The following is a 12,472-nucleotide window of genomic DNA, read 5'->3' on the forward strand; positions in this document are numbered from 1 at the left end:
AAGGGCGGCACCCCGTCAGGAGGGTGCCGCCCTTCGGCGTCTGTGTTCGCGTGAGAGGTCCGCGCCGACCTCAGTACGCGCTGTCGACGTTGTCCATGGTGCCGTACTTGTCGGCCGCGTAGTTGCAGGCGGCGGTGATGTTGGCGACCGGGTCGTAGATGTTCTTCGAGGTGCCCGGGACGTGGTACGCCTCGAACGTCGGCGGGATCACCTGCAGCAGACCCTTGGACGGGATGCCGTTCTGGGCGTTGATGTCCCAGAGGTTGATCGCCTTCGGGTTGCCGGAGGACTCCCGCATGATGTTGCGGTGGATGCCGTCGTAGGAGCCGGGGATGCCGTGCTTCTTCATGATGGCCAGGGACTCACGGATCCAGCCGTCCAGCGTGTTGCTGTACGTCTTGGGGGACGACTTGGCGGAGGCCTTCTTCACCGCGGTGCGCTCGGCGGCACGGCTCGCGGCCTCCTTGGCCTGGCGGGCCTTCTCCGCCTTGGCCTTCGCGGCGGCCGCGGCGGCCTTCTTCTGGGCGGCGGCCTCGGCCGCGGCTTCCTTCTTGGCGGCGATCTGCTCGACCTTGACGCTGGCGTCGGCGAGCTGGTCGGTGACGTCCGCCTTGACGCCCTGGATCGGCTCCGTGCTGTACGCGACGTTCGCCGTGGGGGCGGCGGCCTCGGTCGTGGTGGTCGTGGCCGCGTCGCTCGGCACGGCCGAGAGACCGATCGCGGCGGCGCCGAGGGCGGCGACACCGGCGACGGCGAGCTTGTGGTGACGGGTCAGGGCACGACTATGACCACGGGTGAGGATGTTCTTCGACATGCGGGACGGACCTCTTCGAATAGCGCGGAGGTCGCTCAATGTCCGGTGGGGACTTGGTGCTTCCGGCACAAACGCCGCGGGTTCACAACCCACGGCGCTGAGCGACGCAGCCATTCTTAGCGGCCGCAAAATGACGGGGCAAAGGTGTGACGTACGAAGCCGGGTAGTGGATCAGGGAGGGACACATCAGGGTGAATTGGGCAGTACGCCCCGCTCACATGGGTGTTATGTCTCTCCTACTCCCCTTCGTACGTGATGTGCGCCCTATGCCCGGCCTCACACGGGCCGCCCTCGGGCCTCACCCGCAGTTGCGTCAGCAATGCTCTCGGTGAGCGGACCCGGTCGTTCCGGAAGGAGGAGATGCACATCCCCGAACTCGTGCCACAGATAGCGCCCGCGCAGCGCCTCCTCGTACCCGCGGTCGATCGCCACCCGCCCCGCGACCGCCTCCAGCATCAGCAGATGCGACGCCTCCGGCTCGTGCAGCCCCGTCAGCAGCCCGTCCACCACCCGCACCCCACGCTCCGGAGTCACCACCAGATCGGTCCACCCCGACCGGGCCCGCACTACCCCGTCCGGCCCGGCGGCCGACTCCACGGCCCGTACGGCGGTCGTCCCCACCGCGATCACCCGGCCACCCCCCGCGCGCACCGCGCCGATCAGCCGCGCCGATGCCTCCGGCACCGCGTACCGCTCCGGATACGGCGGCTCGTGCACCTCCGCCGAAGCCACCCCCGTGTGCAGCGTGACCGGCGCGAACTGCACCCCCCGGCTCACCAGCTCCGCCACCATCCGCGCGGTGAACGGACGTCCCGCGCTCGGCATCTCCGCACTGCCCGCACCGTCCACCGACGGCAGCGCGAACACCGTCTGGTACGCCGACAACGGCTGGTCCCGCTCCGTGTAGGCGTACCGGATGGCCCGCCCGTGCTCCCGCAGCAGCCCCAGCACGTCCCGCGACACACGCGCCCACCACAACCGCTCGCCCCGCGCGCTCAGCGGCTCCTCCAGCACCAGCCGCGCGCCCCCGGCCAGACGCACCTCCCTCCCCGCGGGCCCACCCGCGCGCGCACGCGTGGTACCGCGTCCGTCGGGATCCCGCAGCTCGACCGCCCAGCGGCCGTCGTCACCACGCGTGGAGAAGTGCACCACCACGCGCGCGTGCCCGATCCACCCGCCGACGGCCGCCGCCAGCGTGGGCGAGGTGTTCACCACCAGCAGGTCCCCCGCGCGCAGCAGGCGCGGCAGCTCCACGAAGGCGTGATGCGACACCTCCGCGCCCCGCGACACCAGCAGCCGCACCGAGTCCCGGCCGAGCCCCGGCCCGCGCTGCTCGACCGGCACCCGCGCGGACAGCTCCTCGGGCACCCGGACCGTCAGCGTCACCGCCGTCCCTCCAGCAGTGCGGGAGCGGCGTAGCGGCCGCTCGCCGGCCGCTCGTCCAGCAACCGCAGGAACGCGGGCACCACACGGTCCGGCTCCGGCCGCGGATCGTCGTCGTCCGGTACGGCCGCCGCGTACAGGTCCGTCGCCATGTCGCCCGGATCGACCGACCACACCCGCAGCCCCGGCTCCTCCACCGCCAGCACCGCCGCCAGCTGGTCCAGCCCCGCCTTGGACGCCCCGTACCCGCCCCAGGTGGGATACGCCTCCGCGGCGGCGTCCGAGCTCACCGCGAGCACCGCCCCCGCGGGCGCCGCCCGCAGCAGCGGCAGCGCCTCCTGCACCAGCCCCAGCGCCGCCACCAGGTTCACCTCCAGCGCCCGCCGCAAACCCTCCAGCGGCAGGTCCTCCAGCCGTACCAGCGGCTCGGCGCCCAGCGCGCTGGCGTTGTGCACCACCAGATCCACCCCGCCCAGCCGCCACGCCGCCGCCACCAGCTCCGCGCGGTGACCGGCGTCCGTGACGTCCCCGGGCAGCGCGGCCACGCGCGTGCCGTGCGCCGACAGCAGCCCCGCCGCCTCGGCCAGCGGGACCGGACCGCGCGCGTCCAGCACCAGATCCCAGCCACGCTCCGCCAGCGCCCGGCCGAGTGCCATTCCCAGCCCCTTCGAAGCCCCCGTGATGATCGCAACCGGCATGGTCACCCGTCCCCTCGTCGTCGGCGCCGCGTGATCGGCGTGCCCTCAACGTAGGGACCCGCTCCCCGCCGTCGCCTCGGGCCGGGGACGCAGTGACCCGGGTCCGTTCGGCCTACGCCGCCGTTCCCGGGCCCCTGGTCCTACGCCGCCGGACCGGAGGGGGACCGCGGACCTAGGACCATCGCCCGGCCGAGGGCCGCCACCTGCCCGATCCGCTCCGTCACAGCCCGCCGGTACGGTGAGGAACATGAGCCACGGTCCCCGGTCCGGCCTCGCCGCGGTCAGTTCCGCGTTGCTGGCCATGAGCAGGCACCTCGAGGTACGCGACGTCCTCAAGACGATCGTCGCCTCGGCCCGCGAACTCCTCGACGCGCAGTACGCCGCCCTCGGCGTGCCCGACGACCACGGCGGATTCGCCCAGTTCGTGGTCGACGGCGTCAGCGACGACCAGTGGAAGGCCATCGGCCCCCTCCCGCGCCGGCACGGGATCCTCGCCGCGATGCTCGACGAGGCCGCCCCGCAGCGCCTCGCCGACGTGCGCCGCGACCCCCGCTTCGAGGGCTGGCCCAGCGCCCACCCCGACCTGGCCGACTTCCTGGGCCTGCCCATCCGCGACGGCGACGAGGTCATCGGCGCCCTGTTCCTGGCCAACAAGAGGTGCCCCAAGCCCGAGGGCACCTGCGGCTTCACCGAGGACGACGAGGAACTGCTCGGCATCCTCGCCCAGCACGCCGCGATCGCCCTCACCAACGCCCGGCTCTACGAACGCAGCCGCGAACTGACCATCGCCGAGGAACGCTCCCGCCTCGCCCACGAGCTCCACGACGCCGTCAGCCAGAAGCTCTTCTCCCTGCGGCTCACCGCCCAGGCCGCCGCCCGCCTCGTCGACCGCGACCCCTCCCGCGCCAAGGGCGAACTCCAGCAGGTCGCCGCCCTGGCCGCCGAAGCCGCCGACGAACTGCGCGCGGCGGTCGTCGAGCTGCGCCCCGCGGCCCTCGACGAGGACGGCCTCGTCGCCACCCTCCGCACCCAGATACAGGTCCTGGACCGCGCCCACACCGCGCGCGTGACCTTCACCGGCCACGGCGTGCGCGCCCTGCCCGCCGCCCAGGAGGAGGCGGTGCTGCGCGTCGCCCAGGAGGCGCTGCACAACGCCCTGCGGCACTCCGGGGGCGACCACGTCGACGTCACCCTGGACCGCAGGGGCGGCGGAGCGGTCCTGCGGGTCACGGACGACGGCAGCGGATTCGACCCCCGGATCGTCCGTCGCGCGGGCCGCCATCTGGGCCTGGTCTCCATGCGGGACCGGGCGAGCGGGGTCGGCGGCACGCTGACCGTGGAATCGGCGCCCGGCAAGGGCACCACGATCGAGATGGAGGTCCCCGGTGGCTGACGCAATCAAGGTGCTGCTGGTCGACGATCACCAGGTGGTACGCCGGGGCCTGCGCACCTTCCTCGAGGTGCAGGACGACATCGAGGTCGTCGGCGAGGCCGCGGACGGTGCCGAAGGAGTCGCCCTGGCGGGGGAGCTGGGACCCGACGTCATCCTCATGGACGTCAAGATGCCGGGCATGGACGGCGTCGACGCGCTGCGCCGGCTCCGCGAACTCGACCACCCCGCGCGCGTGCTGATCGTCACCAGCTTCACCGAACAGCGCACCGTGGTCCCGGCCCTGCGCGCGGGCGCCGCCGGCTATGTCTACAAGGACGTCGACCCCGACGCACTCGCCGGGGCCATACGCTCCGTGCACGCCGGGCACGTGCTGCTCCAGGCGGAGGTGGCCGGCGCGCTGCTGTCACAGGAGGAGACCGGCTCGGGCCCGGGACGCGCGGGCTCCCTCACCGAACGGGAGCGCGAAGTGCTCGGGCTCATCGCGGACGGCCGCGCCAACCGGGAGATCGCCCGCGCCCTGGTGCTCTCCGAGAAGACGGTGAAGACCCACGTCTCGAACATCCTGATGAAGCTCGACCTGGCGGACCGCACCCAGGCCGCGCTCTGGGCCGTGCGCCACGGTCTCAGCGGCTGACCCGGACGCCGCGGCCGGATGGAAGGTTCCCCTCCGATCCGAGATTCATACCGTAGTGGGAATGTCCCCCGGACGGCCGTATCCATCGTCGGCGCCGACCGTTCTCCAGGGCACGCTGCGGCGCCTGCCGCAGCGATCGCAAGGAGGGCTCCGAAAGTGAAGAACCTGAAGAAGGCAGCGGCCGTGACGATGGTGGCCGGCGGTCTGCTCGCCGCCGGTACCGGCATGGCCTCCGCCACCGAGGGCAGCCACGCGCACGGCGAGGCCGTGGGCTCCCCGGGCGTCGTCTCCGGCAACGTCATCCAGGTCCCGGTCGACGTCCCGGTCAACGTGTCCGGCAACAGCGTCAACGTCATCGGCCTGCTGAACCCGGCCTTCGGCAACACCGCCGTCAACCACTGACGCACCCCGGCACAGCCCCGGCCGCCCGCCCCCACCGAGCGCCGGGGCTGCCGCACACCACCCCTTCCACGGCCCGCTCCCGCGTTCCCGCGCACAGTCGTGCCGCAGCTCCCGCGTTCCCGCGGGCATTCGTGCCGCTGGCGCGGCACGGGTGGGCGCGACGGCGCCCCGCTGGCGCCGGGCTGCGCGGACATCCCCCGGCCGACACCCACACCGGGCACCTCAGCAGCGCACCGGCCGACCCTCACCCCACCCCCCGCTCCTCAACAACGGAGTTGTACGCAGCCACCTGCGCCCGCCGAGCCGTCCGCTCCACCGGCCGCAACGCCCCCGCCCGCGCCGCCATCTCCGACGCACTCACCGCACCCCCGTGCCCCTTCGCCCCCGCCAGCGAAACCAACGCCCCCACCCGCTGCGCCAACTCCAGCACCCGCACCGCCCGAGGCGGATACCCCGGCGCCAACACCTCCCGCCCCCGCAGCGCCCGCGCCCGGTACGCCTCGATCGCCGCCTGAGCCACCGGCCCCGACCCGGCCACATCCAGCCGTGTCAGCACTTCCGTCGCCTCCCGCAACGCCTCCGCCAGCTCCCGCTCCGCCTCCCCGAGCGACGGCACATCCGCGGGCGGCGCCTCCCGGACCGGCAGACAGTGCCAGACCACCTCGACATGCACATCACCCGAGGGCCCGGCCTCGTACACCTCCGGCACCAGCCCCAGCGCGGCCCCGGAACAGACCACGGCCTCCTCCGCCTCGAGCGCCCGCGCATTGAACTCCGGCGGCCCGCTCAGCCCCAGCGGATGCCCCGGCGCCGGCAGCGCCACCCGCAGCCCGGTCACCCCCAGCGCCCGCAGCCGCCCCAGCGCCAGCGTGAGCCCCACCGGCGCGGACTCGCCGGGCACCCCCTCCACCCGGTGCACCGCGTCCTCCCCGACGACGGCGACCACGGCGTCATCCGGCGGGACAAGACCGGCAAGCAGGGCGTTTCCCCAAGCGGCAAGGCGTCCAGAGCGAGGTTCCGAAAGCATGCGTACACCCTAGACAGAGCCCGAGAACCGGACCGATGGAATGCCCGGCCCGACCGGTGGCGTAGATTTCATGGAGGGCTGCGCCCACGGGTGCGGCGGACCAGCCCACAGGCGTACGCGACAGCCGAGACCCGGCCACACTGCAAGGGGAGACAACGCGCTCATGAGCGATGTTCTGGAGCTTCAGGACGTATCCGTGGTCCGCGAGGGCCGGGCTCTGGTGGACCAGGTCTCCTGGTCGGTCAAGGAGGGCGAGCGCTGGGTCATCCTCGGCCCCAACGGGGCCGGCAAGACGACCCTCCTCAATATCGCCTCCAGCTACCTCTACCCCAGCAAGGGCACCGCCACCATCCTCGGCGAGACCCTCGGCAGGCCCGGCACGGACGTCTTCGAGCTGCGCCCCCGCATCGGCATGGCCGGTCTCGCCATGGCCGACAAGCTCCCCAAGAAGCAGACGGTCCTGCAGACCGTGCTCACCGCCGCCTACGGCATGACCGCCGGCTGGCAGGAGGAGTACGAGGACATCGACGAACAGCGCGCCCGCGCCTTCCTCGACCGCCTCGGCATGTCCGAATACCTGGACCGCAGGTTCGGCACCCTCTCCGAGGGCGAGCGCAAGCGCACCCTCATCGCCCGCGCCCTGATGACCGACCCCGAGCTGCTGCTCCTCGACGAGCCCGCGGCCGGACTCGACCTCGGCGGCCGCGAGGACCTCGTCCGCCGCCTCGGCCGGCTCGCCCGCGACCCGATCGCCCCCTCCATGATCATGGTCACCCACCACGTCGAGGAGATCGCCCCGGGCTTCACCCACGTCCTGATGATCCGCCAGGGCAAGGTCCTCGCGGCCGGCCCGCTGGAGCTCGAACTCACCTCCCGCAACCTCTCCCTCTGCTTCGGCCTCCCCCTCGTCGTCGAACAGGTCGGCGACCGCTGGACCGCCCAGGGCCTCCCGATGACCTGAGCCCTTCCCGGCAGCCAAAGACCCGCGCCGCACGGCGCGTTCAAACTGGTCGGCGCCCTGTCGGCGACCGGGTGCGCGGTCCTACCATGACCAGGTGGACATCGACGCATGGCTGTGGTGGCTGATCGGCGCGGCGGCACTCGGCATCGGGCTCGTGATCACCGCGATGCCCGAACTCGGCATGCTCGCGGTGGGTGCCGTCGCCGCGGCAGTGGTCTCGGGTTTCTTCGGCGGCGGCGCGGTCGCCCAGGTCGCGGTCTTCGCGATCGTCTCCACCGCGCTCATCGCCGTCGTACGGCCCATCGCCAACAGACATCGGGCCCAGCGGCCCCAACTCGCCACCGGCGTGGACGCCCTGAAGGGCAAACAGGCCGTGGTGCTGGAGCGCGTCGACGCCTCCGGCGGCAGGATCAAGCTGGCCGGCGAGGTCTGGTCGGCACGCGCCCTCGACGCCGGCCGCGCCTACGACGTGGGCCAGGAAGTGGACGTCGTGGACATCGAGGGGGCCACGGCGATCGTCATGTGACCCGCCGCGACACAACTGGGGCGAACAACCCCCCAGTTGCACCGATGGTCTGTCAGACTCGACCGGAAAGATCTTCAACAGCGAGATCTTCCGCAGGCACAGGATCTGCCGTAGGCGCCGAGGCGAAGAAGGGTTCGGGGAACCGACGATGCAACCGATCATCATCGTCCTGATCATTCTGGTGGTGTTGGTCTTCATCGCCCTGATCAAGACGATCCAAGTCATCCCACAGGCCAGCGCGGCCATCGTCGAGCGCTTCGGCCGCTACACGCGGACACTCAACGCGGGCCTCAACATCGTCGTCCCGTTCATCGACACCATCCGCAACCGCATCGACCTGCGTGAACAGGTCGTGCCGTTCCCGCCGCAGCCGGTGATCACCCAGGACAACCTGGTCGTCAACATCGACACCGTCATCTACTACCAGGTGACCGACGCCCGCGCCGCCACCTACGAGGTCGCCAGCTACATCCAGGCGATCGAGCAGCTCACCGTCACGACGCTGCGCAACATCATCGGCGGCATGGACCTCGAGCGGACCCTCACCTCCCGCGAGGAGATCAACGCGGCCCTGCGCGGCGTCCTCGACGAGGCCACCGGCAAGTGGGGCATCCGCGTCAACCGCGTCGAGCTCAAGGCCATCGAACCGCCCACTTCCATCCAGGACTCGATGGAGAAGCAGATGCGCGCCGACCGCGACAAGCGCGCCGCCATCCTCCAGGCCGAGGGCGTCCGGCAGTCCGAGATCCTACGCGCCGAGGGCGAGAAGCAGTCCCAGATCCTGCGCGCCGAGGGTGAGGCCAAGGCCGCCGCCCTGCGCGCCGAGGGCGAGGCCCAGGCCGTCCGCACGGTCTTCGAAGCCATCCACGCCGGCGACCCGGACCAGAAGCTGCTCTCCTACCAGTACCTCCAGATGCTGCCGAAGATCGCCGAGGGCGACGCCAACAAGCTCTGGATCGTCCCCAGCGAGATCGGCGACGCCCTCAAGGGCCTCTCCGGAGCCGTGGGCAACTTCGGCTCCATGGGCGGCAACGGCACCTCAGGAGGCACCGTCCCCGCCCAGGAACGCCGCGAAAAGCCCTCGATCGACTGAAAGCACCCGGAAATCACAGGTTCCCCGCACCCCCTCAGGGGCGCGGGGAACCATCTCCGTCACGCCGCGGCCGACGCCAGCCACTCGGGCAGCGCCTCGAACTCCTCCGCGCCCAGCGCCAAGAGCATCGCGTCCGCGGGCGTCGGCTCGAACGGCTCACGCAGCAACGGCATACCCGCCTGCTCCGGCGTCCGGTTCGCCTTCCGGTGGTTGTCCTCCGCGCACGACGCCACCGTGTTCAGCCATGTGTCCTGTCCGCCGTGCGACCGGGGCACCACGTGGTCCACGGTCGTCGCCCGCCGTCCGCAGTACGCGCACCGGTGCCGGTCCCGCACCAGGACACCCCGCCTCGACCACGGCGCTTGTCTTCGGAACGGCACCCTCACGTACTGGCAGAGCCTGATCACCCGAGGCACCGGTATGTCGACCGCGGCTCCGCGCATACGCAGTTCGGGGTGGGCCTGCTCGACGACGGCCTTGTCCTGAAGCACCAGAACGACGGCACGGTTCAGCGTCACCGTCGACAACGGCTCGAAGCTCGCGTTCAGTACCAGCGTGTCCCGCATACCAGCCCACCTCCCGTGTGCACCGGCCCACCCCTCGGCGGGCTGGGATCAACTCTGGCCGGGCACGCCGAGATGGACAACGCAATATCTGCTGCTCGTACGGGAGGTGACTCCCGCGACCCCCGGCAACAAAAATGCCCGCCCCTGATCAATTCCAAGACCAGAGGCGGGCAAACGTTCCATGAACGATCGGAGCCGCTCGAACCGCTCAGGACTCCGCGGGAACCTCGTACTCACCGATCACATGGGCGCGCGCGAGCGTGTGGAACCGCAGGTTGAAGCCCACGACGGCAGGAGACGCGTCGGCGTCCGGACCCAGCTTCGCCTGATCCACCGCGTACACCGTGAACACGTACCGGTGCGGCCCGTCACCGGGCGGCGGCGCGGCACCGCCGAAGTCCTTGCTGCCGTAGTCGTTGCGCGCGTGCACCGCGCCCTCCGGCAGCCCTTCGAAGGTGCCGCTGCCGGCACCCACCGGCAGCTCGGTCACCGAGGCCGGGATGTCGAACACCACCCAGTGCCAGAACCCGCTGCCCGTCGGGGCGTCCGGGTCGTAGCAGGTCACCGCGAAGCTCTTGGTCTCCGGCGGGAAGCCTTCCCAGCGCAGGTGCGGTGAGGTGTTGCCGGCCGTGTGAACCTGAGCGTCCTTGAGCGTGGCCCCGTCCTTCACATCGTCACTCGTCACCGTGAAGGACGGCACGGGCGGATGGAAGTCGTGGGGGAGCGGCCGCCGCTTGAGCTCGGTCACCTCGGTACCTCCTGATCGTCAGCGTTCGGTCGGGACCGAGCCTAGAACCAGTTGCGCTTGCTGCCGACCTCCGACAGCCACTGGTTGAGGTATGCCGTCCAGTCGGTCCCCTGGTAGTCGTTCAGCCCCACCTTGAAGGACCGGAAGGTGTCACTGCCCTCGCTGAACAGACCCGGCTTCTTGTCCATCTCCAGCACGACGTCCATGGCCTGCTCGTCGGCCACGAAGCTCAGCTCCACCTGGTTCAGCCCGCGGTACTGCTGCGGCGGGAAGAACTCGATCTCCTGGTAGAACGGCAGCTTCTGCCGGGTCCCCCGGATGTGGCCGCGCTCCATGTCGGCGCTCTTGAACCGGAAGCCCAGCTGGATGAAGGCGTCCAGGATCGCCTTCTGCGCCGGCAGCGGGTGCACGTTGATCGGGTCCAGGTCGCCCGAGTCCACGGCACGCGCGATCTCCAGCTCGGTGGTCACACCGATGTTCATCCCGCGCAGCGACTGGCCGTCGATCATCGTGATCGGCGTCTCCCACGGGATCTCCAGACCGAACTGCACCGCGTGCACGGCACCCGCCTGGAGCTCGAAGGCACCCCCGAGCCGCGACTTCGTGAACTCGATGTCCTGCCTGTACTCCTGGTCGCCGCTCTCCACCTCGACCTTGGCCTGCAGTCCGACCGACAGACCCTCGATCTGCTGGTTGACGGACCCGCCCTGAATCCGCACCTCGCCCTGGACGACACCGCCCGGAACGACGTTGACCTCGTGCAGCACGGTCTCGACCGAGGCCCCGCCGGCACCCAGACTCGCCAGCAGCTTCTTGAACGCCATGTCTCTCCCTTTGTCGCCCTGTCGCTATCGCTTCGCTAGGACCCTTGATCCCTAACAACGCGATCCGGCCGTGGCCGGTTCCGTCGCCCTCACCCTGACAAGTGCGGCGCCCGGTGACCACCCCGCGGCACCGGCCGTCTCCAGTACCCTCGGACGGCATGATCGCGACCCCCGACCGTACGCCCCTGCCCAGGAAGTTCTTCGACCGCCCCGTCCTCGAGGTCGCCCCCGATCTCCTCGGCCGGATCCTGGTCCGCAGCACCCCGGACGGTCCGATCGCACTCCGCCTGACCGAGGTCGAGGCCTACGACGGACAGAACGATCCCGGCTCCCACGCCTATCGCGGTCGCACGGCCCGCAATGAGGTGATGTTCGGTGCGCCAGGCCATGTGTACGTCTACTTCACCTACGGCATGTGGTTCTGCATGAACCTGGTGTGCGGTCCCGAGGGCCGGGCGAGCGCGGTGCTGCTGCGGGCGGGCGAGATCATCGAGGGCGCCGAGCTGGCTCGCACCCGCCGGCTCTCGGCCCGCAACGACAAGGAATTGGCCAAAGGCCCGGCCCGCCTGGCCACGGCCCTCGGCGTCGACCGCGCCCTCAACGGCACCGACGCCTGCGCCACCGACGACACCCCCCTTCGTATCCTCACCGGCACTGCCACACCCTCCGAGCAGGTGAGGAACGGTCCGCGCACGGGTGTCTCGGGCGAGGGAGCCGCCCACCCCTGGCGCTACTGGGTCGCCGACGATGCCACGGTGAGCCCTTATCGGGCCCACGTGCCGCGGCGCCGGCGAAGTTGACTCGGCCTCGGAAGGTGCGTAATGTAGCCCAAGCCGCTTGAACCGGGTACGGCGATCGCCTGCAGCCGGAAGCGGCCAACCCACTACCTACGATCACCCTTCAGCAGGGTCGAATTCGTCATGTCCGCATGCCTGAATTCAGCACCGCAGAGCCCGATTATGACTCGAGCGGGGGAATCGGCTAACGTAGTGAATGTCGAAAGGCCGACGGCGAAAGCCAGGGGCTCGACGGCAAAACCCGCCGACCGGGATTCGGGTCCGAAAGGATCTGATAGAGTCGGAAACACCGAAGGGAAGCGCCCGGAGGAAAGCCCGAGAGGGTGAGTACGAAGGAAGCGTCCGTTCCTTGAGAACTCAACAGCGTGCCAAAAGTCAACGCCAGATATGTTGATACCCCGTCCATCCTGTTTCGGATGGTCGAGGTTCCTTTGAAAAAACACAGCGAGGACGCTGTGAACGTCGGGACTATTCCTCCCGATGTTCCGCTCTCGTGATGTGTCACCCGATTACGGGTAAACATTCACGGAGAGTTTGATCCTGGCTCAGGACGAACGCTGGCGGCGTGCTTAACACATGCAAGTCGAACGATGAACCACTTCGGTG

General features: G+C 70.5%; 14 protein-coding genes and 1 rRNA gene. 8 read left to right on the forward strand and 7 right to left on the reverse strand.

Annotated features, from left to right (window positions below; translation table 11 throughout):
- Positions 1-70: 70 nt before the first annotated feature.
- From ACZ44S_RS17290 to ACZ44S_RS17300, 3 genes are all read right to left on the reverse strand, one after another.
- A complete protein-coding gene (locus ACZ44S_RS17290; RefSeq protein ID WP_466929688.1) occupies positions 71-814 on the reverse strand; it encodes a transglycosylase SLT domain-containing protein in 744 nt (247 codons plus the stop codon).
- 276 nt (positions 815-1,090) lie between these two features.
- Positions 1,091-2,200, reverse strand: coding sequence for an S-adenosylmethionine:tRNA ribosyltransferase-isomerase (locus ACZ44S_RS17295; RefSeq protein ID WP_466929690.1), 1,110 nt, complete (start codon positions 2,198-2,200; stop codon positions 1,091-1,093).
- Positions 2,197-2,895: an SDR family NAD(P)-dependent oxidoreductase gene (locus ACZ44S_RS17300; protein ID WP_466929692.1), complete on the reverse strand. Its 699-nt coding sequence runs from the start codon at positions 2,893-2,895 to the stop codon at positions 2,197-2,199. The genes ACZ44S_RS17295 and ACZ44S_RS17300 overlap by 4 nt, the downstream gene beginning before the upstream one ends.
- 247 nt (positions 2,896-3,142) lie before the next feature.
- On the opposite strand from ACZ44S_RS17300, the gene ACZ44S_RS17305 reads away from it, so the two are divergent.
- From ACZ44S_RS17305 to ACZ44S_RS17315, 3 genes are all read left to right on the forward strand, one after another.
- Positions 3,143-4,288 carry a GAF domain-containing sensor histidine kinase gene (locus tag ACZ44S_RS17305; RefSeq protein ID WP_466929695.1) on the forward strand — a complete coding sequence of 382 codons (1,146 nt, stop codon included), beginning with the start codon at positions 3,143-3,145 and terminating at the stop codon, positions 4,286-4,288.
- Positions 4,281-4,922, forward strand: coding sequence for a response regulator (locus tag ACZ44S_RS17310; protein ID WP_466929697.1), 642 nt, complete (start codon positions 4,281-4,283; stop codon positions 4,920-4,922). Before ACZ44S_RS17305 ends, ACZ44S_RS17310 begins: the two co-directional genes overlap by 8 nt.
- 156 nt (positions 4,923-5,078) lie before the next feature.
- Positions 5,079-5,324 carry a chaplin gene (locus ACZ44S_RS17315; RefSeq protein WP_103542920.1) on the forward strand — a complete coding sequence of 82 codons (246 nt, stop codon included), beginning with the start codon at positions 5,079-5,081 and terminating at the stop codon, positions 5,322-5,324.
- Between the two features lie 244 nt (positions 5,325-5,568).
- On the opposite strand, the gene ACZ44S_RS17320 is transcribed toward ACZ44S_RS17315, so the two are convergent.
- Positions 5,569-6,351 (reverse strand): hypothetical protein, encoded by a 783-nt coding sequence (locus ACZ44S_RS17320; RefSeq protein WP_466929699.1) that lies wholly within the window; start codon positions 6,349-6,351, stop codon positions 5,569-5,571.
- A gap of 163 nt (positions 6,352-6,514) precedes the next feature.
- Here ACZ44S_RS17320 and ACZ44S_RS17325 point away from each other — a divergent pair, with 163 nt between their 5' ends.
- From ACZ44S_RS17325 to ACZ44S_RS17335, 3 genes are all read left to right on the forward strand, one after another.
- Positions 6,515-7,312 carry an ABC transporter ATP-binding protein gene (locus ACZ44S_RS17325; RefSeq protein ID WP_466929702.1) on the forward strand — a complete coding sequence of 266 codons (798 nt, stop codon included), beginning with the start codon at positions 6,515-6,517 and terminating at the stop codon, positions 7,310-7,312.
- Between the two features lie 94 nt (positions 7,313-7,406).
- Positions 7,407-7,838, forward strand: a complete 432-nt coding sequence (locus ACZ44S_RS17330; RefSeq protein WP_466929704.1) for an NfeD family protein — start codon at positions 7,407-7,409, stop codon at positions 7,836-7,838.
- A gap of 148 nt (positions 7,839-7,986) precedes the next feature.
- Positions 7,987-8,931, forward strand: coding sequence for an SPFH domain-containing protein (locus tag ACZ44S_RS17335; protein WP_466929706.1), 945 nt, complete (start codon positions 7,987-7,989; stop codon positions 8,929-8,931).
- 59 nt (positions 8,932-8,990) lie between these two features.
- Here ACZ44S_RS17335 and ACZ44S_RS17340 read toward each other — a convergent pair whose 3' ends face one another.
- The 3 genes from ACZ44S_RS17340 to ACZ44S_RS17350 form a co-directional block, all read right to left on the reverse strand.
- Positions 8,991-9,497 carry an HNH endonuclease gene (locus tag ACZ44S_RS17340; protein WP_466929709.1) on the reverse strand — a complete coding sequence of 169 codons (507 nt, stop codon included), beginning with the start codon at positions 9,495-9,497 and terminating at the stop codon, positions 8,991-8,993.
- A 208-nt stretch (positions 9,498-9,705) separates the two neighbouring features.
- The gene (locus tag ACZ44S_RS17345) at positions 9,706-10,245 is read right to left on the reverse strand and encodes a YbhB/YbcL family Raf kinase inhibitor-like protein (RefSeq protein ID WP_466929711.1); all 540 of its coding nucleotides are present in this window, start codon (positions 10,243-10,245) and stop codon (positions 9,706-9,708) included.
- Between the two features lie 41 nt (positions 10,246-10,286).
- Positions 10,287-11,069, reverse strand: a complete 783-nt coding sequence (locus ACZ44S_RS17350) for a sporulation protein (RefSeq protein ID WP_466929714.1) — start codon at positions 11,067-11,069, stop codon at positions 10,287-10,289.
- 158 nt (positions 11,070-11,227) lie between these two features.
- On the opposite strand from ACZ44S_RS17350, the gene ACZ44S_RS17355 reads away from it, so the two are divergent.
- Both ACZ44S_RS17355 and ACZ44S_RS17360 read left to right on the forward strand, forming a co-directional pair.
- The gene (locus ACZ44S_RS17355) at positions 11,228-11,869 is read left to right on the forward strand and encodes a DNA-3-methyladenine glycosylase (protein ID WP_466929717.1); all 642 of its coding nucleotides are present in this window, start codon (positions 11,228-11,230) and stop codon (positions 11,867-11,869) included.
- Positions 11,870-12,388: 519 nt separating this feature from the next.
- Positions 12,389-12,472: ribosomal RNA gene (locus ACZ44S_RS17360) — 16S ribosomal RNA — on the forward strand; the annotation flags it as partial.

Source organism: Streptomyces malachitofuscus (assembly GCF_055571035.1).